General features: G+C 71.4%; 24 protein-coding genes. 7 read left to right on the forward strand and 17 right to left on the reverse strand.

The features are described from left to right. The first annotated feature begins 154 nt into the window (after nt 1-154). Both gabT and ACFU97_RS30735 read left to right on the forward strand, forming a co-directional pair. On the forward strand, nt 155-1,489 hold the full coding sequence (gene gabT / locus ACFU97_RS30730) for a 4-aminobutyrate--2-oxoglutarate transaminase (RefSeq protein ID WP_384263116.1): 1,335 nt from the start codon (nt 155-157) through the stop codon (nt 1,487-1,489). A 417-nt stretch (nt 1,490-1,906) separates the two neighbouring features. After that, nucleotides 1,907-2,434, forward strand: a complete 528-nt coding sequence (locus tag ACFU97_RS30735) for a phosphatase PAP2 family protein (protein WP_384263119.1) — start codon at nt 1,907-1,909, stop codon at nt 2,432-2,434. On the opposite strand, the gene ACFU97_RS30740 is transcribed toward ACFU97_RS30735, so the two are convergent. The 8 genes from ACFU97_RS30740 to ACFU97_RS30775 form a co-directional block, all read right to left on the reverse strand. Beyond that, nucleotides 2,422-4,227: a chitinase gene (locus ACFU97_RS30740; protein WP_384263121.1), complete on the reverse strand. Its 1,806-nt coding sequence runs from the start codon at nt 4,225-4,227 to the stop codon at nt 2,422-2,424. The two genes, ACFU97_RS30735 and ACFU97_RS30740, sit on opposite strands and share 13 nt — an antisense overlap. A 69-nt stretch (nt 4,228-4,296) precedes the next feature. Then, entirely contained in the window at nt 4,297-4,764 is a 468-nt protein-coding gene (locus tag ACFU97_RS30745; protein WP_384263123.1) for a hypothetical protein, read from the reverse strand. 111 nt (nt 4,765-4,875) lie between these two features. After that, nucleotides 4,876-6,294 (reverse strand): NAD(P)/FAD-dependent oxidoreductase, encoded by a 1,419-nt coding sequence (locus ACFU97_RS30750; RefSeq protein ID WP_384263126.1) that lies wholly within the window; start codon nt 6,292-6,294, stop codon nt 4,876-4,878. A gap of 29 nt (nt 6,295-6,323) precedes the next feature. Then, on the reverse strand, nt 6,324-7,124 hold the full coding sequence (locus ACFU97_RS30755; RefSeq protein WP_384263129.1) for an ABC transporter permease: 801 nt from the start codon (nt 7,122-7,124) through the stop codon (nt 6,324-6,326). Beyond that, entirely contained in the window at nt 7,125-8,048 is a 924-nt protein-coding gene (locus ACFU97_RS30760) for an ABC transporter permease (protein ID WP_384263132.1), read from the reverse strand. It abuts the gene before it with no gap. Further along, nucleotides 8,048-9,199 carry an ABC transporter ATP-binding protein gene (locus tag ACFU97_RS30765; RefSeq protein ID WP_384263135.1) on the reverse strand — a complete coding sequence of 384 codons (1,152 nt, stop codon included), beginning with the start codon at nt 9,197-9,199 and terminating at the stop codon, nt 8,048-8,050. Before ACFU97_RS30765 ends, ACFU97_RS30760 begins: the two co-directional genes overlap by 1 nt. Nucleotides 9,200-9,204: 5 nt before the next feature. Beyond that, nucleotides 9,205-10,449 (reverse strand): PotD/PotF family extracellular solute-binding protein, encoded by a 1,245-nt coding sequence (locus ACFU97_RS30770; RefSeq protein ID WP_384263138.1) that lies wholly within the window; start codon nt 10,447-10,449, stop codon nt 9,205-9,207. A gap of 75 nt (nt 10,450-10,524) precedes the next feature. Beyond that, complete coding sequence (locus tag ACFU97_RS30775) at nt 10,525-12,063, reverse strand: gamma-aminobutyraldehyde dehydrogenase (RefSeq protein ID WP_384263141.1); 1,539 nt, start codon at nt 12,061-12,063, stop codon at nt 10,525-10,527. A gap of 211 nt (nt 12,064-12,274) precedes the next feature. Between ACFU97_RS30775 and ACFU97_RS30780 the strand changes: the two genes are divergently transcribed. Continuing rightward, on the forward strand, nt 12,275-12,856 hold the full coding sequence (locus ACFU97_RS30780) for an NADAR family protein (protein ID WP_384263144.1): 582 nt from the start codon (nt 12,275-12,277) through the stop codon (nt 12,854-12,856). 105 nt (nt 12,857-12,961) lie between these two features. Here the strand turns inward: ACFU97_RS30780 and ACFU97_RS30785 are convergent, their stop codons facing one another. Beyond that, complete coding sequence (locus tag ACFU97_RS30785; protein WP_384263147.1) at nt 12,962-13,702, reverse strand: DUF4190 domain-containing protein; 741 nt, start codon at nt 13,700-13,702, stop codon at nt 12,962-12,964. Nucleotides 13,703-13,880: 178 nt separating this feature from the next. On the opposite strand from ACFU97_RS30785, the gene ACFU97_RS30790 reads away from it, so the two are divergent. Both ACFU97_RS30790 and ACFU97_RS30795 read left to right on the forward strand, forming a co-directional pair. After that, a complete protein-coding gene (locus tag ACFU97_RS30790; RefSeq protein WP_384263150.1) occupies nt 13,881-14,945 on the forward strand; it encodes an adenosine deaminase in 1,065 nt (354 codons plus the stop codon). Between the two features lie 20 nt (nt 14,946-14,965). Then, nucleotides 14,966-15,661: a glycerophosphodiester phosphodiesterase gene (locus ACFU97_RS30795; RefSeq protein WP_384263153.1), complete on the forward strand. Its 696-nt coding sequence runs from the start codon at nt 14,966-14,968 to the stop codon at nt 15,659-15,661. Here the strand turns inward: ACFU97_RS30795 and ACFU97_RS30800 are convergent. The 5 genes from ACFU97_RS30800 to ACFU97_RS30820 form a co-directional block, all read right to left on the reverse strand. Further along, nucleotides 15,643-16,164 carry a hypothetical protein gene (locus tag ACFU97_RS30800; RefSeq protein WP_384263156.1) on the reverse strand — a complete coding sequence of 174 codons (522 nt, stop codon included), beginning with the start codon at nt 16,162-16,164 and terminating at the stop codon, nt 15,643-15,645. The two genes, ACFU97_RS30795 and ACFU97_RS30800, sit on opposite strands and share 19 nt — an antisense overlap. A 31-nt stretch (nt 16,165-16,195) precedes the next feature. After that, complete coding sequence (locus tag ACFU97_RS30805; RefSeq protein ID WP_384263159.1) at nt 16,196-16,729, reverse strand: hypothetical protein; 534 nt, start codon at nt 16,727-16,729, stop codon at nt 16,196-16,198. After that, nucleotides 16,713-17,204, reverse strand: a complete 492-nt coding sequence (locus ACFU97_RS30810; RefSeq protein ID WP_384263162.1) for an RNA polymerase sigma factor — start codon at nt 17,202-17,204, stop codon at nt 16,713-16,715. Before ACFU97_RS30810 ends, ACFU97_RS30805 begins: the two co-directional genes overlap by 17 nt. 126 nt (nt 17,205-17,330) lie before the next feature. Continuing rightward, nucleotides 17,331-17,951: a class F sortase gene (locus ACFU97_RS30815; RefSeq protein WP_384263165.1), complete on the reverse strand. Its 621-nt coding sequence runs from the start codon at nt 17,949-17,951 to the stop codon at nt 17,331-17,333. Beyond that, a complete protein-coding gene (locus ACFU97_RS30820; protein WP_384263168.1) occupies nt 17,948-18,334 on the reverse strand; it encodes a sortase-dependent protein in 387 nt (128 codons plus the stop codon). The genes ACFU97_RS30815 and ACFU97_RS30820 overlap by 4 nt, the downstream gene beginning before the upstream one ends. 220 nt (nt 18,335-18,554) lie before the next feature. On the opposite strand from ACFU97_RS30820, the gene ACFU97_RS30825 reads away from it, so the two are divergent. Beyond that, a complete protein-coding gene (locus ACFU97_RS30825; protein ID WP_384263171.1) occupies nt 18,555-19,220 on the forward strand; it encodes a YceI family protein in 666 nt (221 codons plus the stop codon). Between the two features lie 109 nt (nt 19,221-19,329). Here ACFU97_RS30825 and ACFU97_RS30830 read toward each other — a convergent pair whose 3' ends face one another. The 3 genes from ACFU97_RS30830 to ACFU97_RS30840 form a co-directional block, all read right to left on the reverse strand. Further along, on the reverse strand, nt 19,330-20,520 hold the full coding sequence (locus ACFU97_RS30830; protein ID WP_384263174.1) for a spermidine/putrescine ABC transporter substrate-binding protein: 1,191 nt from the start codon (nt 20,518-20,520) through the stop codon (nt 19,330-19,332). 82 nt (nt 20,521-20,602) lie between these two features. Then, nucleotides 20,603-21,883, reverse strand: a complete 1,281-nt coding sequence (locus tag ACFU97_RS30835) for a sensor histidine kinase (protein WP_384263177.1) — start codon at nt 21,881-21,883, stop codon at nt 20,603-20,605. Further along, entirely contained in the window at nt 21,880-22,536 is a 657-nt protein-coding gene (locus ACFU97_RS30840) for a response regulator transcription factor (protein ID WP_384263180.1), read from the reverse strand. The genes ACFU97_RS30835 and ACFU97_RS30840 overlap by 4 nt, the downstream gene beginning before the upstream one ends. A gap of 120 nt (nt 22,537-22,656) precedes the next feature. Here ACFU97_RS30840 and ACFU97_RS30845 point away from each other — a divergent pair, with 120 nt between their 5' ends. Then, a complete protein-coding gene (locus ACFU97_RS30845) occupies nt 22,657-23,289 on the forward strand; it encodes a hypothetical protein (RefSeq protein ID WP_384263183.1) in 633 nt (210 codons plus the stop codon). Nucleotides 23,290-23,361: the final 72 nt, after the last annotated feature.

Raw genomic sequence — 23,361 nt, forward strand, 5'->3', positions numbered from 1 at the left:
ACCACCGCCATGTCCACGGTGGACAATCACGTCGTCCGACAACGCCCACATGGAGCATGCCCACCTTTCGCGCCCCGTCCTAGCCTGCGAGAAAAGAAGGCAAGAGTCCGTAAAAGGCCATCGCACCGCCCCGCACAACCCCCAGGAGCCCCTCATGAGCGCACTTCCGCAGGAGCGCCGGATCGTCACCGCCATCCCCGGCCCGAAGTCGCAGGAACTGCAGGCCCGCCGTACCGCCGCGGTCGCGCAGGGCGTGGGCTCCGTGCTGCCCGTGTTCACCGCGCGCGCGGGCGGCGGGATCATCGAGGACGTCGACGGCAACCGGCTCATCGACTTCGGCTCCGGCATCGCCGTGACCTCGGTCGGCGCCTCCGCCGAGGCCGTCGTGCGCCGGGCCTCCGCCCAGCTCGCCGACTTCACCCACACCTGTTTCATGGTCACCCCCTACGAGGGCTACGTGGAGGTCGCCGAGGCCCTCGCCGAGCTCACCCCGGGTGACCACGCCAAGAAGTCCGCGCTGTTCAACAGCGGCGCCGAGGCCGTCGAGAACGCCGTCAAGATCGCCCGTTCGTACACCAAGCGCCAGGCCGTCGTCGTCTTCGACCACGGCTACCACGGCCGCACCAACCTCACGATGGCGCTGACGGCGAAGAACATGCCGTACAAGCACGGCTTCGGCCCGTTCGCGCCCGAGGTCTACCGGGTGCCGGTGGCGTACGGCTACCGCTGGCCGACCGGTGCCGAGAACGCCGGCCCCGAGGCCGCCGCGCAGGCCATCGACGAGATCACCAAGCAGGTCGGCCCGGACAACGTCGCCGCGATCATCATCGAGCCGGTGCTGGGCGAGGGCGGCTTCATCGAGCCGGCCAAGGGCTTCCTGCCCGCGATCAGCAAGTTCGCCTCGGACAACGGCATCGTCTTCGTCGCGGACGAGATCCAGTCCGGCTTCTGCCGCACCGGCCAGTGGTTCGCGTGCGAGGACGAGGGCATCGTTCCCGACCTGATCACGACGGCCAAGGGCATCGCGGGCGGTCTGCCGCTCGCCGCCGTCACCGGCCGCGCCGAGATCATGGACGCCGCGCACGCGGGCGGCCTGGGCGGCACCTACGGCGGCAACCCGGTCGCCTGCGCCGGTGCGCTCGGTGCCATCGAGACCATGAAGGAGCTCGACCTCAACGCCAGGGCGAAGAACATCGAGGCGATCATGAAGGGCCGCCTCACCGCCATGGCCGACAAGTTCGACATCATCGGCGACGTCCGCGGCCGCGGCGCCATGATCGCCATCGAGCTGGTCAAGGACCGTACGACCAAGGAGCCGAACCCGGAGGCGACCGCGGCGCTCGCCAAGGCCTGCCACCAGGAGGGCCTGCTGGTCCTGACCTGTGGCACCTACGGCAACGTCCTCCGCTTCCTGCCCCCGCTGGTGATCGGCGAGGACCTGCTCAACGAGGGCCTCGACATCATCGAGCAGGCCTTCACCCGCGTCTGAGGTCCGGAACGCTGTGTCAGGCCGTGTGAAGAACGTGTGCGAGGTGGATGGCGGGACGCGATTCCGCCTGTCTTCAGCCCATCTGCTGCCGTAGGTTCTACCCAGATGAGAGATACACCCCGCTCACAGGGGACTGTGGGCGACTTCAGGCCGTGGCCTCCCCAGCTACGACCTGGTCGTGCCCTCGCGCACACACCCGGAGCCTCCGGCTCCGGATCTCCTCACCGATCGGACAGTCGCCCGCCCCAAACCCCCCGGGGTGGGCGTCGATCCGGTCAGATCGGCCGCCTCGGAACCACCCCCCCTGTTCCGGGGCGGCCGGCCTCCTTTCTTCCGCTTCTCGGACTGCTCGGGCTTCCCGCCCTGCTCTTCGCGCTGATCACCTGGCAGGTCGTCTCCGACGGCCTGCTCGTTCGTGTGGACAAGCGCGTCAGCCACGCCCTCGTGGACCCGCTGCGCGTCTACGGCGGCCTCGCGGACCTGGGCAGCGTGGTCGTGGCGGTGCCGGTGCTCCTGGTCGTCATCGCCTACGTCGCCCGGCGCGGCCGTGCCGCGGGCACGTACCGCTGGTGGCTGCCTCCGCTGGCGGCGGCCGTGGCGATGGCGCTGGTCCCGGTCCTGGTCGTGCCGCTGAAGATGCTGATCGACCGCCCGGGCCCGCCGATCATGGGCCCGGGCACCGGCTACTACCCCTCCGGCCACACCGCCACGGCCACCGTCGCGTACGGCACCGCGACCCTGCTGCTGCTCCCGTGGCTGAGCCGCGCCGCCGTCCGCCGCGCCCTCGTCGCCGCCTGCGTGCTCGTCAATCTCGGCGTGGGCTACGGCCTGGTGCGGCGCGGCTACCACTGGCCACTGGACGTCGTGGCCAGCTGGTGCCTGTGCGCGATGCTGCTGACGGTCTTCTCGCTGGTCCTCCGCAGCGCCGGGGATCAGCCGAAGTAGCCGTCGAAGGTGTGCTGGAACTCCCAGTTCGAGTAGCGGTCCCAGTTCACCGACCACGTCATCAGTCCGCGCAGGGCGGGCCAGGTGCCGTGGGTGGGGTACGAGCCGCAGTTGCTCTTCTTCGTCAGGCAGTCGAGGGTCTTGGTGACCTCGGCCGGCGTGACGTAGCCGTTGCCCGCGTTCGTGGAGGCCGGCATACCGATGGCCACCTGGTCGGGCCGCAGCGGCGGGAAGACGTTGTTCGCGTCGCCCGCGACCGGGAAGCCGGTCAGCAGCATGTCGGTCATGGCGATGTGGAAGTCGGCGCCGCCCATCGAGTGGTACTGGTTGTCGAGGCCCATGATCGGGCCCGAGTTGTAGTCCTGGACGTGCAGCAGGGTGAGGTCGTCGCGCAGGGCGTAGACGACCGGGAGATAGGCGCCGCAGCGCGGGTCCTGGCCGCCGAACTTGCCGGTGCCGTAGAACTGGTAGCCCATCTGCACGAAGAACGTCTCCGGGGCCATGGTCAGCACGAACTTCGAGCCGTACTTGGCCTTCAGGGTCTTCAGCGCCGAGATCAGGTTGACGATCACCGGGGTCTTCGGGTTCTTGAAGTCCGTGTCGTCGGCGTTCAGGGAGAGCGAGTGGCCCTCGAAGTCGATGTCCAGGCCGTCGAGACCGTAGGTGTCGATGATGTTCGAGACCGAGGAGACGAAGGCGTCGCGGGCCGCGGTGGTGGTCAGCTGCACCTGGCCGTTCTGGCCGCCGATCGAGATCAGCACCTTCTTGCCGGCCGCCTGCTTGGCCTTGATCGCGGCCTTGAAGTCGGCGTCGGACTCGACGTTCGGGCACTCGGTGACCGGGCAGCGGGTGAAGCGGATGTCGCCGGAGGTGGCGGAGGTCGGCTCACCGAAGGCCAGGTCGATGACGTCCCAGCTGTCCGGGACGTCGGCCATCCGCGTGTAGCCGGAGCCGTTGGCGAAGCTCGCGTGCAGGTAGCCGACCAGGGCGTGAGTGGGGAGGTCGGAGGTGCCGCCCGACGAGCCGGCGGTGGTCGTGGCCGTCACGGCCGCCGACTTCGCCGATTCGCCCGCGTCGTTCACCGCGGTCACCTGGAAGCTGTACGCGGTCGACGGGGACAGGCCGGTCACGGTGGCCGAAGTGCCGCTCACCGTCTGGACCTTGGCGCCGTCGCGGTAGACCGCGTAGCTCGTGGCGCCGGTCACCGCCGTCCAGGACAGGGCGACGGTGGAGGACGTGACGGAGCCGGCCCGCAGACCGCCGGGCGCGGCGGGCGGCTGGCCCGTGCTTCCGCCCGGGCCGACGAGGGAGACGTCGTCGGCGTAGTAGGCGCCGGTGCCGTACCAGCCGTGCGTGTAGACGGTCACCTTGGTGGTGGCGGCGCCGGTGGTGAAGGTCGTGGTGAGCTTCTGCCAGTCGGGGGCGGACTGGGTCCAGGTGGAGACGTCGGTGGTGCCGGTGCCGGAGGCGCCGAGGTAGACGTAGGAGCCGCGGACGTAACCGCTCAGCGTGTACTGGGAGTTGGGCTGCACGGTCACGGTCTGCGCGCACTGCGCGTTGTCGCTGCCGGCCGGGGTCGCCTGCAGCGCGGCGCTGCCGCTGTGCACGGGTGAGCCGACCGTCGTGCCGGCGGTGCAGCTCCAGCCGTCGAGGCCGGACTCGAAGCCGCCGTTGCGTGCCAGGTCCGCGTCGGCCGCCTGGGCCGGCGACGAGAGGGCGGTCAGGCCGGGTACGGCCAGCAGGGCCGCCGTGAGCGCGGCGAGGACGGATCTGGTGCGTCTGGGGCGATCCACAAGTGCCTCCGGGCAGGGGGGAATTGGAGGGGTGGAGCGCGCCCAATTTGGTCCAGACCAATCCTCTTGTCAAGACCTCTGGCCCCGGCCGTCGTCCTCACCTGCCAGGCCCGCCGCCGCCTCGTGCAGGGCGAGTTCGAGCAGGGCCGGGTCGGTGAGCGTGCCGGAGCCGTCCGGCGGCACCAGCCAGCGGACCCCGCTGGTCGAGCGGCCCGGGTACGGCACCACGATCCAGGTACCGGCCCCTGCCGTACGGATGCCCGTGCCGAGCCATCGGGCCGCGGTGCCCGGTGGCACGAAGAAGCCCATCCGCGCGTCCCCGAAATCGGCCAGCACCGGGCCGGGCCGGCCGAGGATGCGGGTGAGGACGTCGAGGGTGGGATAGCCGAGTTCGCTCGGCAGGATGAGCACGTCCCAGGCCTTGCCGGCGGGCAGCAGGGCGATCCCCAGCGGATTGCGCTCCCACTCCCGGCGGCAGGCCTCGGGATCCGGAGCAACGGATGCCAGCCACTCGACCGCCGTCTTCGCCCCAGTCATGAGGAGACCTCCCTGTCGCTCCATGACGCCGTCGCGTCACGGAAGAGAGGGAGGTCTCCCCGCGGGCATTACGCGGATTCCGGGACCCAGTTGAAGTGAACTGGATCACACTCAGCTGTCGAAGCCGAGGCCCAGCCGGTCCATCGTCCGCAGCCAGAGGTTGCGGCGGCCGGCCTGCGCGTCGGCGCGGGCGAGCGACCACTTGGTGAGGGCGATGCCGGTCCAGGCGAAGGGCTCGGGCGGGAACGGCAGCGGCTTCCTGCGGACCATCTCCAGCGACGTCCGCTCCGTCGTCTCCCCGGCCAGCAGGTCCAGCATCACGTCGGCGCCGAAGCGCGTCGCGCCCACACCGAGGCCCGTGTAGCCCGCCGCGTAGGCGACGTTGCCCTGGTGCGCGGTGCCGAAGAACGCCGAGAAGCGCGAGCAGGTGTCGATGGCGCCGCCCCACGCGTGCGTGAAGCGCAGGCCCTCCAGCTGCGGGAAGCAGGTGAAGAAGTGCCCGGCGAGTCTGGCGTAGGTCTCCGGGCGGTCGTCGTACTCGGCGCGCACCCGGCCGCCGTAGGGGTAGATCGCGTCGTAACCGCCCCACAGGATGCGGTTGTCGGCGGAGAGGCGGAAGTAGTGGAACTGGTTCGCCGAGTCCCCGAGCCCCTGGCGGCCCTGCCAGCCGATCGACGCGAGCTGCTCGTCGCTCAGCGGTTCGGTCATCAGCGCGTAGTCGTAGACCGGGATGGTGTACGACCGCACGCGCTTGACCAGGTTCGGGAAGATGTTGGTGCCGAGCGCGACCTTGCGGGCGCGGACCGAGCCGTAGGGGGTGCGGACGGCCATGCCGGCGCCGTACTGCTTGAGGGCGAGGGCCGGGGTGTGCTCGTAGACGCGGACGCCGAGCCCGAGGCAGGCGCGCTTGAGGCCCCAGGCGAGCTTCGCCGGGTGCAGCATGGCCACGCCCCGGCGGTCCCACAGGCCCGCCTGGAACGTCGGTGAGTCGACCTGCCGCCGCACCGCCTCGGCGTCCAGGAACTCGACGCCGTCGGCGAGGCCCTCGCGCTCCATCTCCTCGTACCACTCGCGCAGTTCCCGCGCCTGGTACGCCTCCGTCGCCACGTCGATCTCGCCGGTGCGCTCGAAGTCGCAGTCGAGGCCGTACCGGGCGACCGCCTTGTCGATCTCGTCGAGGTTGCGGTCGCCCAGCTCCTGCAGCTTGTGGATCTCGGCCGGCCAGCGGGCCAGGCCGTTGGGCAGGCCGTGCGTGAGGGAGGCGGCGCAGAAGCCGCCGTTGCGGCCGGAGGCGGCCCAGCCCGCCTCACGGCCTTCCAGCAGGACGACATCCCGTCCGGGGTCGCGCTCCTTGGCGAGGAGCGCGGTCCACAGTCCGCTGTAGCCGCCGCCGACGACCAGCAGGTCGCAGGTCTCGGCGCCGGTCAGCGCGGGCTCGGGGTGGGGCTTGCCGGGGTCTTCCAGCCAGTACGGGACGGGCTGTGCGTCGGAGAGAGACTTCGTCCAGCGGTTCATGGCGCTCGCGGCCATGATTTCAACTCCCTACGAGGGGTGTGCGGTCATGCCTTCTGGCGGTTGCGGCGGTTGCTGATCAGCATGGACGCCAGCACCAGCAGCACGGCGACCAGGAACATGGCCGTGCCGATGACGTTGATCTGGACGGGCGTGCCGCGCTGCGCCGAGCCCCAGACGAACATGGGGAAGGTGACGGTCGAGCCCGCGTTGAAGTTGGTGATGATGAAGTCGTCGAAGGAGAGCGCGAAGGACAGCAGCGCGCCCGCCGCGATGCCGGGTGCGGCGATGGGCAGCGTGACGCGCAGGAAGGTCTGCGCCGGACCGGCGTAGAGGTCCTGCGCCGCCTGTTCCAGGCGCGGGTCCATCGACATCACGCGCGCCTTGACGGCGACGACGACGAAGCTGAGGCAGAACATGATGTGGGCGATCAGGATCGTCCAGAAGCCCAGCTGCGCGCCGAGGTTGAGGAACAGCGTGAGCAGCGAGGCCGCCATGACGACCTCGGGCATCGCCATCGGCAGGAAGATCAGCGAGTTCACCGTGCCCCGCGCGCGGAACCGGTAGCGGACCAGCGCGAAGGCGATCATCGTGCCGAGCAGGGTGGCGCCGACCGTCGCCCAGAAGGCGATCTGGAGGCTGAGCGACAGTGAGCCGCACATGTCGGCGACGCCGCACGGATCCTTCCAGGCGTCCGTGGAGAACTGCTGCCACTGGTAGTTGAAGCGGCCCTTCGGCTTGTTGAAGGAGAAGATCGTGACGATGACGTTCGGCAGCAGCAGGTAGCCGAGGGTCACGAGTCCCGCGATGACCACGAGATGGCGCTTGAGCCAGTTGACGAAAGGCATTTAGACCAGATCCTCCGTCCCGGCCCGGCGGATGTAGATGGTGACCATGAACAGGATCCCGGCCATCAGGATGAAGGAGAGGGCCGCGGCCGTCGGGTAGTCCAGGATCCGCAGGAACTGGGTCTGGATGACGTTTCCGATCATGCGGGTGTCGGTCGAGCCGAGGAGTTCGGCGTTGACGTAGTCGCCGGCCGCCGGGATGAAGGTCAGCAGTGTGCCGGAGACCACGCCGGGCATCGACAGCGGGAAGGTGACCTTGCGGAAGGTGGTCCAGGGCTTGGCGTACAGGTCGCCGGCCGCCTCGTGCAGCCGTCCGTCGATGCGCTCCAGCGAGGTGTAGAGCGGCAGGATCATGAACGGCAGGAAGTTGTACGTCAGACCGCAGACCACGGCCAGTGGTGTGGCCAGGACGCGGTCGCCGGCGGTCCAGCCGAGCGCGTTGGTCACGTCCAGGATGTGCAGCGTGTTGAGGGCGCTGACCACGGGTCCGCTGTCCGCGAGGATCGTCTTCCAGGCGAGCGTGCGGATCAGGAAGCTGGTGAAGAAGGGCGCGATCACCAGGACCATGATCAGGTTCCGCCAGCGGCCCGCCCGGAAGGCGATCAGATACGCCAGCGGGTAGCCGAGCACCAGGCACAGGATGGTGGCGGCGGCCGCGTAGAGCACCGAGCGCAGGAACTGCGGCCAGTACTCGGACAGCGCGTCCCAGTAGGTGGCGAGGTGCCAGGTGACCTTGTAGCCCTGCTCCAGGGAGCCCGTCTGCACGGACGTGGAGGCCTGGTAGATCATCGGCAGCGCGAAGAAGATGATCAGCCAGAGGAGGCCGGGCAGCAGCAGCCAGTACGGCGTGAAGCGGCCCCGTTTGCGCGGGGGCTTCTTCTCGGGGGTCGGCGCCAGGGGTGGCGCCTCGGTGACCGTGGCCATCAGGCGGCCTCCTCCTCGACCTCGGCGACACCGGCGTCGATGTCCTGCGCCGCGTCGAGGCCGAAGGTGTGGGCCGGGTTCCAGTGCAGGACGACCTCGGCGCCGGGCACCAGGCGGGCGTCCCGGTCGATGTTCTGCGCGTAGACCTCGAACTCCGGACACACGGGGCTGTCGATGACGTACTGCGTGGAGACGCCGATGAAGCTGGAGTCGGCGATCGTGCCGGTGATCCGGTTGCGGTTCTCGGCGATCTCGCCCGCGTCGTCGGCATGGGTGAGGGAGATCTTCTCCGGGCGCACGCCGACCAGCACCTTGCCGCCGGTCGTGGTGGGCGCGGAACAGCGCGCCTCGGGCAGCACCAGCTTGCCGCCGCCCGCCCTGAGGACGATGTCGTCGCCGCTCTTGGAGTCGACCTCGGCCTCGATCAGGTTCGAGGTGCCGAGGAAGTTGGCGACGAAGGTCGTCAGCGGGTTCTCGTAGAGGTCGGTGGGTGAGCCGAGCTGCTCGACGCGGCCCGCGTTCATCACGGCAACCGTGTCGGCCATGGTCATGGCCTCCTCCTGGTCGTGCGTGACATGGATGAAGGTGATGCCGACCTCGGTCTGGATGCGCTTGAGCTCCAGCTGCATCTGGCGGCGCAGCTTGAGGTCGAGGGCGCCGAGCGGCTCGTCCAGCAGCAGCACCTTGGGGTGGTTGATCAGCGCGCGGGCCACCGCGACGCGCTGCTGCTGGCCGCCGGAGAGCTGGTGCGGTTTCTTGCGCGCCTGCTCGCCGAGCTGGACCAGGTCCAGCATGTCCTCGACCTGCTTCTTCACGCTCTTGATGCCGCGCCGGCGCAGGCCGAAGGCGACGTTCTCGAAGATGTCGAGGTGCGGGAAGAGGGCGTAGGACTGGAAGACGGTGTTCACCGGCCGCTTGTAGGGCGGCAGCTGGGTGACCTCCTGGTCGCCGAGGTGGACGGTGCCGCCGCTGGGCTCCTCCAGGCCGGCGATCATGCGCAGGGTGGTGGTCTTGCCGCAGCCGGACGCGCCGAGCAGGGCGAAGAAGGAGCCCTGGGGCACGGTCAGGTCGAGCGGGTGCACGGCGGTGAAGGAGCCGTAGGTCTTGCTGATGCCGGCGAGGCGGACGTCGCCGCTGCTGTCTGTGGTCATCTTCGTCACGCCCCTGTGAGCTTCGCGAACTTCTGCTGGTAGGCCGTCTCTTCCTTCGAACTCAGCGCGCGGAAGGCGACCGACTTCGCCTCCATGGCCTTGTCGGGAAGGATCAGCGGGTTGTCCGCCGCCGTCTTGTCGATCTTGGCGAGGTACGGCTTCACGCCCGCGACCGGGCTCACGTAGTTGACGTAGGCGGAGAGCTCCGCGGCCGGCTGCGGCTCGTAGTAGAAGTCGATGAGCCGCTCGGCGTTCGTCTTGTGGCGCGCCTTGTTCGGGATCATCAGGTTGTCCGTGGACGTCATGTAGCCGCTGTCGGGGATGATGTAGCCGACGTTCGGGTTGTCCGCCTGGAGCTGGACGATGTCGCCGCCCCAGGCGATACAGGCGGCCAGGTCGCCCTTGCTGAGGTCCGAGGTGTAGTCGTTGCCGGTGAAGCGGCGGATCTGCCCCTTGTCGACGGACTTCTGGAGGCGGGCGATCACCTTGTCGTAGTCGTCGTCGGTGAACTTCGCCGGGTCCAGGCCCATGTCGAGCATGGTCATGCCGACCGTGTCGCGCATCTCGGTCAGCAGGCCGACCCGGCCCTTGAGCGCCGGGTTGTCCAGCAGGTCGGAGACCGACTTCACCTCGACGCCGTTCAGCGCCTTCTTGTTGAAGGCGACGACGGTCGAGATGCCCTGCCACACGTACGAGTAGGCGCGGCCCGGGTCCCAGTCGGGGCTGCGGAACTGGTCCGAGAGGTTGGCGTAGGCGTGCGGCAGGTTGGAGGCGTCCAGCTTCTGCACGTAGCCGAGGCGGACCATGCGCGCGGCCAGCCAGTCGGTGAGGACGATGAGGTCGCGGCCGGTGTCCTGGCCCGCGGCGAGCTGCGGCTGGATCTTGCCGAAGAACTCGTCGTTGTCGTTGATGTCCTCGGTGTAGTTGACCTTGATGCCGGTCCGCTTGCGGAACTCGTCCAGCGTCGGGTGGTGCTTGCCGCTGTCGTCCACGTCGATGTACTCGGGCCAGTTGGAGAAGTTGACCTCCTTCTCCTTGGCCGAGTGGTCGTCGGCGGACTGGCCGCCTTCCGTCTTGCCTGCCGCGGGGATGCCGCAGCTGCTCAGCGCTGTCATGCCGCCGACGGCGAGGGCGCCGCCCGCGGAGGCGCGCAGCAGCGAACGGCGGGTCATCGCGGCCCGTCCGTTGCGGAAACTGCGCCGCACGGCGGCCGCCACGGCCGGTGACAGGTCGGGCTCGTACTGCTCCATGCGCGTGCTGCCCTTTCGGGAGTGCGGCCGCGGGTCGGGCGGCCTGTTCTTCACCCGGCGGTAGCCGGATTTTGACTACAACCGGTCCCCGAAGATGGTGCGGTGCCAGTCCTTCCTGGCCACCGCCGTGTTGTCGAACATGACGTGCTTGATCTGGGTGTACTCCTCGAAGGAGTACGCGGACATGTCCTTGCCGAAGCCGGACGCCTTGTAGCCGCCGTGCGGCATCTCGCTGATGATCGGGATGTGATCGTTGATCCACACGCAGCCCGCCTTGATCTCGCGGGTGGCGCGGTTCGCCCGGTAGACGTCGCGGCTCCAGGCGGAGGCGGCGAGGCCGTACGGGGTGTCGTTGGCGAGCCTGATTCCATCGTCGTCGCTGTCGAACGGTACGACCACCAGAACCGGGCCGAAGATCTCGGACTGGACGATCTCGCTGTCCTGGGCGGCGTCCGCGACCAGTGTGGGACGGAAGTAGGCGCCCTTCTCCAGGTCTCCCCCGGGCGCCTCGCCGCCGGTCACCACGCGCGCGTAGCCGCGCGCCCGCTCGACGAAGCCGGCCACGCGGTCGCGCTGGACGTGCGAGATCAGCGGGCCGAGGTCGGTGCCGGGGGCGAAGGGGTCGCCGAGCCGGACGCTCTCCATGAGCGCGGCCGTCCGCTCGACGAACGCCTCGTACAGGGGCCGCTGCACGTACGCGCGCGTGGCGGCCGTGCAGTCCTGGCCGGTGTTGATGAGCGCACCGGCGACGGCACCGTTGACCGCGGCGTCGAGGTCCGCGTCGTCGAAGACGACGAAGGGGGCCTTGCCGCCGAGCTCCAGGTGGATGCGCTTGACGGTGGCGGTGGCGACCTCGGCGACGCGCTTGCCGACGGCGGTGGAGCCGGTGAAGGAGGTCATGACCACGTCGGGGTGGCCCACGAGGTGCTCGCCGGCCTCCTTCCCGGTGCCGGTGACGATGTTGATCACACCGTCCGGGACACCGGCGTCGGTCGCGGCCTGCGCGAACATCAGCGAGGTGAGCGGGGTGAGCTCGGCGGGCTTGAGCACGATGGTGTTGCCCGCCGCGATCGCCGGGAGGATCTTCCAGGCAGCCATCTGCAGGGGGTAGTTCCAGGGCGCGATCGACCCGACGACGCCGATGGGCTCACGGCGCACGTACGAGGTGTGGTCGCCGGAGTACTCCGCGGCCGACTGCCCCTGGAGGTGGCGGGCGGCGCCCGCGAAGAAGGCGGTGTTGTCGATGGTGCCCGGGACGTCGAACTCGCGCGTCAGCTTCAGCGGCTTGCCGCACTGGAGGGACTCCGCGCGGGCGAAGTCCTCGGCGCGGTCGGCGAGCACGGCGGCGAAGCGGTGCAGCGCGTCCGAGCGCTCGCCGGGGGTGGCGCCGGACCAGCCGGGGAAGGCGGCGCGGGCGGCGGCCACGGCCGCGTCGACGTCGTCGGGTCCTGCCAGCTCGTAGGTGTACACCTCCTCGCCGGTCGCCGGGTCGACGACCGCGTGCGTACGGCCGGAGGTCCCCTTCGTCAGGCGGCCCGCGATGAACTGCGCACCGTCCGAGAAGCGGTCCTGTGCCGGGAATCGTTCCGGGGTCTCACTGCCCGGGTTGTGCATGTCGCTCTCCTCCGCCGTCGCCCCGCGGTTCGCGGGGGCGGGTGGCGTAGCTCCAGCTCGATTTGAGTGCCGATCCTGACAGAGCAATAGCGGTCCTACAAGTGATTCCGTTGTTGCCTTTCGGTTACGCGACGGAATCTGTCGACCAGGTGTCGAGTGAGCGTGGAAAAGGGGGGACGGAGTGTCAGTGGTGCCTGCCAGACTCGCATGCATGGAAAGGATCACGGGGAAGATCGGCTCCCGGGAGGCCCTGGTCAGAGAGGTCCTCGCCGGGACTCGGATCAAGTATTTGCACTTCTGGGGTCATCGGGCGCGGGCCGACGGGCAGGTGGGTCCGAGTTGCCTGAGTCAGTGGTGGCCGTCGCCGTTCACCGTGGCCGGAGTGACGTACGGGACGGCCGAGCACTGGATGATGGCGGCCAAGGCCCGCCTGTTCGATGACGCGGAGGCGGAGCGCCGGGTGCTGGAGGCGGAGCACCCCTCGCTCGCCAAGAAGGCGGGGCGTCTGGTGCGCGGTTTCGACGAGCGGATCTGGGAGCGCGAGCGCTTCGCCGTCGTCGTGGAGGGCAGCGTCCACAAGTTCACGGCCCACGCGGACCTACGGGAGTACCTGCTGGGCACGGGCGACCGGGTCCTGGTCGAGGCGAGCCCGATGGACCGCGTCTGGGGCATAGGCCTTCCGGCGACCGACCCGGCGGCGACGAACCCAGAGCTCTGGCGCGGCCCGAACCTCCTGGGCTTCGCGCTCATGGAGGCACGGGGGCGGTTGCGGGGCGGGGAGGGCCAGGGCTGACGGGGGCGGGTCCCCCCGGGGGGGCCGGGGGCGGGCCCCCAGGGGGCAGGTCCCGGGGGGCAGGTCCGGGGGGCCGGTCCGGGGGCAGGAAAGGCCCCGTCCGCGTCAGGGATTGGCGATCAGAACGGCGATCATGACCAGGCCCAGGACGATGCCGACGGCGCCGCAGATGATGCCGGCCAGGGACTGGCCCGCGTTCGTCGCCTCGCCCCGGCGGGCCTTGGCCCGGCCGATCGAGCCGAAGATCACCGCGAGCACACCCAGCAGGATGGCGATCGGCCACAGGCAGAAGACGACGACCGCGATGATGCCGATCACCAGCGCGGCGGTGCCCATGCCGTTGCTGGGCAGGGGGGTCATGCCGGGCCAGCCGTAGTAGCCCGGCGCGGCGGGGGCGTGCTGGGGATAGCCGTAGCCGTAGGGGACCTGGCCCGGGCCGTCGGGGGCTATCGGGGGCGGCGGCACCGGCTCGCCGTGGTGGTGCACGGGAGGGGCGTAGGGGCTCGACGGCGGCGTCGCGGCCGGCGGGGAGAACGGGTTGGCCCAGGGCTGAGCGGCCGGCGGTGACGTGTCACCGACGCCGGGCATGGACGTGACCGTCTGCTGGTCGTGGACGGAAGGATGCGCCGGGCCCCTGCCCGGGTCCGCCGTCGGCACGTCGCTGCCGGCGATGGTGAAGCCCGGACCCGCCTGCCCGTCGTTCGCCGGCGGCGCCCAGGGGTTCGGCCCCGGCGCGGAGCCCTCCGGCTTGGCCAGCGGGACCTTCGGGGCCGCGTCACGCGAATCGGCCTCCGACGGCGCGGCCCACGGGTCGCGGGCGGCCGGCGTCTGCGCGTCGTCGGACATGCGCGGATTCCCCTCTGTCGAACGTCCCGTCATGCTACGGGCCGCACCCCCTGCCGTGGAGCGGGCCCCGGAAGCCGGATGCCCCGGCCTACGATGATCCCCGAGTCACCGATCAGCCGATCACCCGCGTCCCGCCCGGCCGAACCCGCCACGGGACGCCGCTTTCGGGGAGGAACCCTTGACCGAGCACCTCGACGCGTCCGCGGCACCGCTGCGCGACCTGCACGCCTTCATCGCCGGACTGCCCAAGGCCGAACTGCACGTCCACCACGTCGGCTCCGCCTCCCCGCGGATCGTCTCCGAGCTCGCCGCCCGCCACCCCGACTCCAAGGTGCCCTCCGACCCCGAGGCCCTGGTCGACTACTTCACGTTCACGGACTTCGCCCACTTCATCGACGTGTACCTGTCCGTCGTCGACCTGATCCGCACGCCGGAGGACGTACGGCTGCTGACGTACGAGGTCGCCCGCGACCTGGCCCGGCAGCAGGTGCGCTACGCCGAGCTGACCATCACGCCGTGGTCCTCGACCCGCCGCAACATCGACGAGCGCGCCTTCATGGAGGCGATCGAGGACGCCCGCAAGGCGGCCGAGGCCGAGTTCGGGACCGTGCTGCGCTGGTGCTTCGACATCCCCGGCGAGGCCGGCCTGGAGGCCGCCGAGGAGACGACGCGGCTCGCGACCGACGACCGGCTGCGGCCGGAGGGCCTGGTGTCGTTCGGGCTCGGCGGGCCCGAAGTGGGTGTGCCGCGGCCGCAGTTCAAGCCGTACTTCGACCGCGCCGTCGCCGCCGGCCTGCACTCGGTGCCGCACGCCGGCGAGACCACCGGACCGGAGACCGTGTGGGACGCGCTCACCCACCTCCAGGCCGAGCGCATCGGGCACGGCACCCACTCCTTCCAGGACCCGAAGCTCCTCGCGCACCTCGCCGAGCACCGCATCCCGCTGGAGGTCTGCCCCACCTCCAACATCGCCACGCGCGCGGTCCGCACCCTGGAGGAGCACCCGATCAAGGAGTTCGCGAACGCCGGGATCGTCATCACCGTGAACTCCGACGACCCGCCGATGTTCGGCACCGACCTCAACACCGAGTACGCGGTCGCCGCCCGGCTGCTGAACGTGCAGGAGCGGGGCCTGGCGGAGCTGGCGAAGACCGCGGTCGACGTCTCGTTCCTGGACGAGCCCGGCAAGGCCCGCATCCGGGACGAGATCGACGCCTACACCTCGGCGTGGCTCGCGCCCTGACGCCCACCACAATGGGGGCCATGCAGAACGTGACCGCCGTGGCCCACCGCGGCGACCCCTACCGGGTCCGCGAGAACACGATCGACTCGCTGCGTTCCGCGCTCGCCCAGGGCGCGGACGCCGTCGAGATCGACGTACGGCTGACCAAGGACGGCGTCCCCGTGCTCCTGCACGACCGCACGCTGAAACGGCTGTGGGAGCACGAGCGGCCCCTGTCCTCGCTGTCCGCGGACGAGGTGCGCGGCCTCACGGGCGGCGGCGTGCCGGCCCTGGCCGAGGCGCTCGCCGCGACCGGCGCCTGCCGGGTCATGCTCGACCTGCCCGGGACGAGCGAGGTGCGCACCGCCCGCCGGATCGTGGACGCCGTGCGCGAGGCCGGCGCGCAGGACCGCGTGTACTACTGCGCCGACGCCCAGGCCATGCTCGCCGTCCGGGCGGCCGACCCGTCCGCCGAGATCGCGCTCACCTGGTCGACGCTGGCCCCGCCGCGGCCGGCGCTGCTGGAGGCGGTGCGGCCGCGCTGGCTCAACTACCGCTTCTCCCTGGTCGGCAGGGACCTCGCCGCCCGGGTCCACCACGACGGCTACCTGCTGTCCGTCTGGACGCCCGACACCCGGCGCGCCATGCTCCGGCTGATCGACCTCGGCGTCGACTCGATCACGACGAACCGCGTCGACGTGCTGTGCGCGCTGCGCGACTACGCCGCCGAGAGCTGAGGCACCGCGGGGTCGAGCGCCTCCAGCCGCTTGATCTTCCTGCGGACGACGTAGAGGGGGATCACCCCGAAGACGCCGAACGACATGTCCAGCACCGTCCACCAGAACGGGATGCCGCGCAGCGGTCCGCAGATCAGGGCGAGCGGGATGATCCCCGCGCAGGCGATCATGGCGAACTCGACGACCCAGATGTTGCGGACCGGATCGCGGTAGGGACCGTAGAAGGCGACCGCGATGACGAGGTGGGCGAAGGCCAGCCAGTCGGTGCCGTAGAGGAGGAAGGGGTAGTCGGTGTCGGCGGTGTCGAGTCCGTGCCGGACGCGCACGATCCAGTCCATGAGGGCCGGGAGATGGTCCGGTACGGACAGGGACCGCAACAGGTCCTCGGTCCAGCGCAGTTCGTGGACGAGGGGGAAGGCCGTGGCACCGCTGAGCACCAGGCAGACGACGAAGAGGACCAACCAGGCGCGGATGCCCTTCAGCAGGGCGGCTCTGTCGCTCATGGCAGTAGCGTACGCCTGGAATTGAACACGTTCAAAAGGCTTGTCGGCCGGTGGCCGCGGACGGCGTCGTGGCGGCGCGGGTCCGGGCGGTCGACGGCGCCCCCGACGGGGCCCGGGTGTCGCTCTGCCCGGAGGAGGCGGACGGGCTCATGCGGTCGTTCGCGGACGGCCGGGCGGTGGGCGGGGTGCTCGAACGCGTGGTGGGCACGGCGGTCGGCGCGGTGGTCCCGGGGTCCTGGGTCGGGCGCGGGCTCTCCGGCGCGGGCGACGACGACCGGTGCGGCGGCGTGGACGGGCTGCTCGCGGGCGGCGGCGCGAGGGGCACCGCCGGGGAGCCCGCGCCGTCGGAGCCGGTCAGCCGCAGCGGCAGGACGACCAGGGCGGCGACACCGCAGGTCACGGCCGCTCCGGCGGCGGCGCGCAGCAGCCGGCGGCGGGACGCGCCGCGGCGGATCGCCTCGTAGCGGCCGGGGGGCGCGCCCAGGTACTCGCCCGGGGGCCGCAGGATGACGGTGAGCGGGTCGTCGGGGTCGTGGTCCGGGCCCTCGTCAGGGTGTGTGATCAAGGCTTCTCCTCAGGTGGGCACGGAGCAGTTCGCGGGCCGTGTGGAGGTCGGCCTTGACGGTTCCTTCCTTGCGTCCGGTGAGCACGGACACCTCCCGGATGGGCATGTCAGCGTAGTAGTGCAGCAGGATCGGGACGCGCAGCCGTTCCGGGAGGGACTGCACGAGCAACCGGACCGAGGGGTCGGCCTGTTCGGGGGGCGGGGTCACGGCGGCCTCCGTGGTCGCCCGCCGCACCGCCCTGCGTTCACGCTCCAGCTTGCGCCAGTGGTCCCGGACGAGGTTGGCCGCGGTGACGTAGAGGAATCCGCGCGGTTCGGCCACCGACGTCCAGCGGGCCCAGAGCCGGGTGAACGCCTCCGAGGCGATCTCGTGAGCCGTCTCGTCGTCGTCGACCAGCCGGCGGACCCAGCCGGCGAGACGCGGATAGAGGGCGGCGAACAGCTCGGACGCGGCCTTCTCGCGGGTCCGTTTCAACGTTCTCCCGGGGTGTGGGGGGCTCGTGATCTCTCGTGGGGTCTCCCGGTGGAAGAGCCCGGGCCGACGGCGTACGTTCCATCGGCCCGGCCTCCACCGGACTTCGGGGCGGACCGGGGTGGTCCCTCAGCTGCTCGTGGAGCTCAGCTCCGCGAAGACGATGACGTTGTCGCGGTAGCCGTCACCGGTCCGTGCGCCGCCGCAGGTGATCAGCCGCAGCTCCGGCCGGTCCACGTTCCCGTAGACCTCGTCCGACGGGAAGTGGTCCTTCGCCACCGTCCGCACCTCGGTCACGGTGAACTCCGCAGCCGTGCCGTTCTCCAGGCGCGCCTCGATCCGGCCTCCCCGGCGCAGCTCCTTCAGGTGCCGGAAGACGCCGTCCCCGTAGGCGCCGACCGTGACATGGCCGAGGATCACCGACGGACCGGTCTGTCCCGGCGTCGGGGAGTGCTCGTACCAGCCCGCCCTGTCGTGCGCCGTGATCGGCGGCACCTGGACGGTGCCGTCCGCGGCCAGGCCCAGCCTCATGACCGGGGTGTCCACCCCGATGGCCGGGATGCGGAGCCTGACCGGGACCGATCGCCCCACCGCGGACACCGGCCCGGCGGTGTGCGGCGCGGAGGACGACGATGCGCTCGGCCGGCCCCCGTCCGCGGCGCCGCCGGCCGTGGCACCGGGGCCGCCGCAACCCACGAGCAGCGCTGCCAGCGCCACGGCGGCGAGGGCGGGCCTGGAGAAGGGGCTCATGCCCCGTTCGCCTGCCGGCGGCGTACGAGGAAGACCGCGCCGCCGCCCAGGACGACGGCCGCGGCGGCGCCCCCGCCGACCAGCGCGCCCGTTCCGTGCGAGTCCGAGCTCGTCGGCGCCACACCGGTGTCGGGCGCACCGCTCGGCACGACGGAGACCTGACCCGATCGCGGCGCACGGGTCGGGGCGGCGCTCGGGACGGCACTCGGCGCGGTGCTCGCGCGGTCGGAGGTGGGGGCGGGGCTCGGGGCTCGGGTGGCGCTCGGGGCGGCGCTCCGGGCCGGGCTCGGGGTCGCGCTCGACCCGTCGGCGAAGGCGGGCACCGCGCCCGCCAGGACGGCGGTGCACGCAAGTGCCATGGCACTGAGGCCCGTTCGGCGCATGAATCGCTCCCTTTCGTCGGCCCGCGCGGTGGTCGACCGGCGGGCTGTGTGACTGATCGAGCGGAGAGACGAGGCGGCCCCGTGGCGGGTTGTAAAGAGCGGGCAAAGTCGTCGGGACGGCTGTCGCGGCGGGCGCTCGGAGGCTATTTGGTGACGACCGTGTGCGCGGGTCTTGAAGGTGCCTTGCGGCCGTTCCCGCCATGACGTAGGTACGTGAATCATGAACCTGTTCACCCGAGCTGCGACCCTGCGCCGCCCGGCTCCCCCCACCGCACCCGCCCCCCAACGCACCCCCGAACAACCGGCCTTCCCCCCAAGGGCCGGTATGCCGGACCCGGCCCTGGCCGCGCTGACCGGAGAGTGGATCATCGATCCGGCGCACAGCCGCATCGGCTTCTCCGTGCGCCACGCCATGGTGACGACCGTCCGCGGGTCGTTCACCGAGTACCAGAGCCGGCTCCACTTCGACGGCCGCGACCCGTCCCGCTCCCGCGCCGAGATCGTGATGTCCACCGGGTCGGTGGACACCGGGGTCGAGCAGCGCGACGCGCATCTGGTCGGCCGTGACTTCCTGGACGCCAGGAACTACCCGCAGATGCGTTTCGTCAGCACGAAGGTGCAGCTGCTGGGCAGCGACGTCTACCGCATGACGGGCGACCTCACCATCAAGCGCACCACCCGGCCCGTGGACCTGGACCTCACCTACATCGGGCACGTCACCGACCCGTTCGGCATGCAGCGGGTGGGATTCGACGGCACGACCACCATCAACCGCACCGAATGGGGCCTGACCTACAGCCAGAAGCTGGCGGAGGGCGGTGCGATGGTGAGCGAGAAGGTGCGCCTCCAGTTCGACATCGCCGCCATCCGCGCGGACCCGGCCTGACCGGTCCGCCCCGTGGACCCGCTCGGCCTCCGCCTCAGGCGGCCGGGCCGGTCGACGCGGCCGGCTCTCGCGCGGCGGCCGTCCCCTCCGCCCGCAGCCAACCCTCCCCCTACAACCCCACGATCTTGTTCCAGCGCTTCGCGAACTCCACCCGCTCCCGGGACGTGATGTCACGCGCGATCACCAGCCGCCTGCGCATCCGCGCGTCCGGGAAGATCAGCGGGTTCTCCGCGAGGGCCGCGGTGTCCTTGTCCCTGGCGTCGGCGAGGACGTGCTGGGCGGCCGGGACGGGGCAGACGTAGTTGACCCAGGCGGCGAGGCCGGCGGCGACCTCGGGGTCGTAGTAGTAGTCGACCAGGCGCTCGGCGTTGCGCTTGTGGCGGGCGCGGTCCGGGATCATCAGCGAGTCGGACCACAGCTCGGCGCCCTCCTCGGGGACGACGAAGCGTATGTGCGGGTTGTCCGCCTGGAGCTGGATGACGTCGCCCGAGTAGGCCTGGCAGGCCAGGACGTCTCCGCTGACCAGGTCCTTGGTGTAGTCGTTGCCGGTGAAGCGGCGGATGCGGCCCTGCGCGACGTACTTCTCGACCTGGTCGCAGACCTGGTGGAAGTCGTCCGCGGTCCACCGGGTGATGTCGACGCCGTTGCCCTGCATCAGCAGCGCGAACGCCTCGTCCAGGCCCGACAGGAGGGTCACGCGGCCCTTGAGGTCGTCCGCCCACAGGTCGGAGACGTGCCGTATCTCGCGGCCCAGCCTGCGGTGGTCGTAGGCGATGCCGGTGATGCCGGACTGCCACGGCACGGAGTACTTGCGGCCGGGGTCGAAGGCGGGCGAGCGCAGCAGCGGATCCAGCTGCGTGGCCACGTTCGGCTGCCGCACCCGGTCCATCTCCTGGACCCAGCCCAGCCGTACGAACCTCGCGCACATCCAGTCGCTCATGACGATCAGGTCGCGGCCGGTCTGCTGATGGTTCATCAGGGCAGGGCTGATCTTGCCGAAGAACTCGTCGTTGTCGTTGATCTCCTCGGTGTACTTGACGGAGATCCCGGTGCGCTTCTCGAAGGCCTCGAGGGTGGGGCGCCGGTTGGGGTTGTCGTCGTCGGTGTCGATGTACAGCGGCCAGTTCGCCCAGGTCAGCCTCTTGTCGCTGGCCGACAGGTCCGCCACCGCACGCTCGCCGGGCCCCACGTACGCGGCCGGCACCCCGCACCCGGCCAGCCCGCCGAGCACCACGCCCCCGCCCAGCGCACGCAGCAGGGACCGGCGGGACAGGGCGGCGTTCTTCGCTGAGGAGGGCATTGCCGCAGCATGCCGCCCGCGCCGGCCCCCCGGCAATCGACGCAGCGTCGAGTCCACCGCCGCAGTCCGGACACCCTGTCGATCACCCGGGGATCTCCAGGGGGCGCGCTCCGGGCACCTCCGCACCGGGACCCTGACCGGGACTCACCCCCGGCTCCGGCCCCGACTCCGGGCCTGAGCCCGTACCCGAACCCGAACGCGCACCCGCACCCGCACCCGCACCCGCCAACGGCAGCACCACCTCCACCACCAGCCCGCCCGCGGGCCGCGTCCGTGCCCGTACGCGGCCGCCGTGGGCCGCGCACACCGCCGCGACGATGGACAGGCCGAGCCCGGAGCCGTCGGGCCGGCGGACACGGGCCGGGCCCAGCCGGCGGAACGGCTGGAAGAGGCCCGCCGCCTGGTCCGGCGGGATCGGCGGGCCGCTGTTCTCGATGCGCAGGGCGGGACGGCCCGCGGGGTCCAGTCCCGTCCACACGCTCACCCAACCGTCCTGCCCCGCGGGGAGGTTGTGGCGCACGGCGTTCTCCGTGAGGTTGACGACCAGGCGCTCGATCAGCTGCGGATCGCCGAGCACGGGCGCCGGCTCCAGCCGGGCCACCACCCGGCACCCGGAGTCCGGCAGCCGCTCCCGCACGATGGCCGTGAGGTCGACGAACTCCCGCCGCTCCAGGCCTCGTTGACTGCGCGCCAGGGTGAGCAGGGCGTCGATCAGCCGTTCCTGCTCCTGCCCGGCCGCGCGCACCCGCAGCAGGGCCGCCCGCAGGGCCTGTTGGGACGCCCCAGGGTCGGCGAGCGTCACGTCGACGACGGTCTGCTGCAGCGTGAGCGGCGTGCGCAGCTCGTGCGAGGCGTTGGCGACGAACTGCTTCTGCGCCTCGAACGCCCCCTCCAGCCGGGCCAGTACGTCGTCGAAGGTGTCGGCCACCGCCTTGAGTTCGTCGTCGGGGCCGGGCACGGCGAGCCGTTCGTGCAGGTTGTCCGCGGAGATCCGGCGCGCGGTGGCGGTCATCGCACGCAGCGGCGACAGCACCCGCCCCGCCATCAGCCAGCCGAGCGCGAGCGAGGCCAGCGCCATCACCGCGAGCGCCACGGCGGCCTCGACCAGCAGGTCGTGCAACTGGTCCCGGCGCATGATCTCCGCGACCGCGCTGATGGTCGCCGGTGCGGCCGGGGCGGACCCCGCGCCCGGCACTCCGGGCCCCTCGACCGAGCTGACCGTCCGGCTGCCCGACGCCGCGTGCGCGGCGAGGACGTAGACGAAGCCGAGGAGCAGTGCGCCCGCCACCACGAACAGGGCGCTGTAGAGCAGCGCCAGGCGCCATCTGATGCTGCGCGGGCCCCACCCCGACAGGACGCTCACCGGATGCGGTACCCGGCCCGGTCCACCGTCTCGATCAGCGGCGGCTCCCCCAGTTTGCGGCGCAGCCTGCTGACGGTGACCTTCACGGTCTGGCTGAACGGATCCGCCGCCTCGTCCCATGCCCGCTCCAGCAGCTCCTCGGTGGACACGACCGCCCCCTGCGCGCCGAGCAGCAGCTCCAGCACCGCGAACTCCTTGGGGCTGAGCGGCAGTCGGGCCCCGGCCCGGCTCGCCTCCCGGCGCGCCGGGTCCAGCCGAAGCTCCCCGCGGACCAGCACCGGCGGCAGCGCGGGCTGCGCACGCCGCGCCAACGCCCGTATCCGCGCGACGAGTTCGGCGAACGCGAACGGCTTCGGCAGATAGTCGTCGGCCCCGAGGCCGAGCCCGGCGACCCGGTCGGCCACCGTCCCGGACGCGGTGAGCATCAGCACCCTCGCCCGGCTGCCGTCCGCGGCCAGCCGCCGGCACACCTGGTCGCCGTGGATCCCGGGCAGGTCGCGGTCGAGTACGACGACGTCGTAGCCGTTGACCCCGGCGCGCTCCAGGGCGGCCGGGCCGTCGAGGGCGAGGTCGACCGCCATGCCCGCACGGCGCAGCCCGCCCGCCACCGTCTCGGCGAGCTCTTCGTGGTCCTCGACCACCAGCACACGCATGGCCTCCAGTGTGGCGAGCGTGCGGTTACACCCGGATAAGCCCGGCCGTTCCGCTGCTGTAACCGCCCGGCGGGTTGCCTTGAGGACGTCAGCAACAGCGCCTCACCACTGGAGGAACCCATGCATGCTCTGGCGACCAGGCCGGGGCGGCTCGCCCTCGGCATCGCCGTCCTGACGGCCGCCGCGCTCGGCACGGTCAGTGCGTCGGCGGCCCAGGCGACCGGCACCTCGACGGCCGAGGCCCCGGCGACCGCCGCGTCCGGCGTCTCCGTCGTCCACACCGAGGCGGGCCACGCCGGTGCGGGGCACACCACGGCGGGCCGCGCCGGGGCCGGGCACGGCACGCCGCCGAAGGGCGCGGGCTTCGGCGTCGCCTACCGGCCCACCGCCGACGCCCCGGACGACGTCAACTCGGCCGACGCCGACTTCGCGGCGTGCATGCGCGACCAGGGCCTGTCGGTCTTCCCGCGCTTCCACGCCTCGAAGGACGGCAAGGGCCACGTCCGGCTGCAGGTGAGGGTCCGCGGCGGCGGCTTCGACCCGGCGTCCGGGAGCTACAAGAAGGCCATGAAGACCTGCGGCCCGATCATGAAGAAGGCCGGCATCACCTTCCCGGCGGGCCCCGTCGTGCCGCCGCTGCCCGGCAAGCCCGGCGAGCCCGGAACGCCCGGCGAGGAAGGGCCGTCCCTGCACACCGAGAAGGACGGTGCGGACGACGGGCCCGGACTGACGACCAGCGCGCGGAGCGCCTGACCGCCGCACGGAGATCTGGCCGGGGGGAATCAGGAGGGGAAGCGGCGCGGCCCCGGACGGAAGGTCTCGTCC

The organism is Streptomyces sp. NPDC057616, from assembly GCF_042800575.1.
Lineage (GTDB): Bacteria > Actinomycetota > Actinomycetes > Streptomycetales > Streptomycetaceae > Streptomyces.

Bases quoted from the DNA above. Each gene is read 5' to 3' on its own strand.
- ACFU97_RS30780 (WP_384263144.1), top strand. From the start codon at position 12,275: ATGGAAAGGATCACGGGGAAGATCGGCTCCCGGGAGGCCCTGGTCAGA.
- ACFU97_RS30845 (WP_384263183.1), top strand. From the start codon at position 22,657: ATGCATGCTCTGGCGACCAGGCCGGGGCGGCTCGCCCTCGGCATCGCC.
- ACFU97_RS30770 (WP_384263138.1), bottom strand. From the start codon at position 10,449: ATGGAGCAGTACGAGCCCGACCTGTCACCGGCCGTGGCGGCCGCCGTG.
- ACFU97_RS30825 (WP_384263171.1), top strand. From the start codon at position 18,555: ATGAACCTGTTCACCCGAGCTGCGACCCTGCGCCGCCCGGCTCCCCCC.
- ACFU97_RS30750 (WP_384263126.1), bottom strand. From the start codon at position 6,294: ATGGCCGCGAGCGCCATGAACCGCTGGACGAAGTCTCTCTCCGACGCA.
- ACFU97_RS30795 (WP_384263153.1), top strand. From the start codon at position 14,966: ATGCAGAACGTGACCGCCGTGGCCCACCGCGGCGACCCCTACCGGGTC.
- ACFU97_RS30775 (WP_384263141.1), bottom strand. From the start codon at position 12,063: ATGCACAACCCGGGCAGTGAGACCCCGGAACGATTCCCGGCACAGGAC.
- ACFU97_RS30815 (WP_384263165.1), bottom strand. From the start codon at position 17,951: ATGAGCCCCTTCTCCAGGCCCGCCCTCGCCGCCGTGGCGCTGGCAGCG.
- ACFU97_RS30755 (WP_384263129.1), bottom strand. From the start codon at position 7,124: ATGCCTTTCGTCAACTGGCTCAAGCGCCATCTCGTGGTCATCGCGGGA.
- ACFU97_RS30840 (WP_384263180.1), bottom strand. From the start codon at position 22,536: ATGCGTGTGCTGGTGGTCGAGGACCACGAAGAGCTCGCCGAGACGGTG.
- ACFU97_RS30760 (WP_384263132.1), bottom strand. From the start codon at position 8,048: ATGGCCACGGTCACCGAGGCGCCACCCCTGGCGCCGACCCCCGAGAAG.
- gabT (WP_384263116.1), top strand. From the start codon at position 155: ATGAGCGCACTTCCGCAGGAGCGCCGGATCGTCACCGCCATCCCCGGC.
- ACFU97_RS30765 (WP_384263135.1), bottom strand. From the start codon at position 9,199: ATGACCACAGACAGCAGCGGCGACGTCCGCCTCGCCGGCATCAGCAAG.
- ACFU97_RS30785 (WP_384263147.1), bottom strand. From the start codon at position 13,702: ATGTCCGACGACGCGCAGACGCCGGCCGCCCGCGACCCGTGGGCCGCG.
- ACFU97_RS30830 (WP_384263174.1), bottom strand. From the start codon at position 20,520: ATGCCCTCCTCAGCGAAGAACGCCGCCCTGTCCCGCCGGTCCCTGCTG.
- ACFU97_RS30745 (WP_384263123.1), bottom strand. From the start codon at position 4,764: ATGACTGGGGCGAAGACGGCGGTCGAGTGGCTGGCATCCGTTGCTCCG.
- ACFU97_RS30800 (WP_384263156.1), bottom strand. From the start codon at position 16,164: ATGAGCGACAGAGCCGCCCTGCTGAAGGGCATCCGCGCCTGGTTGGTC.
- ACFU97_RS30820 (WP_384263168.1), bottom strand. From the start codon at position 18,334: ATGCGCCGAACGGGCCTCAGTGCCATGGCACTTGCGTGCACCGCCGTC.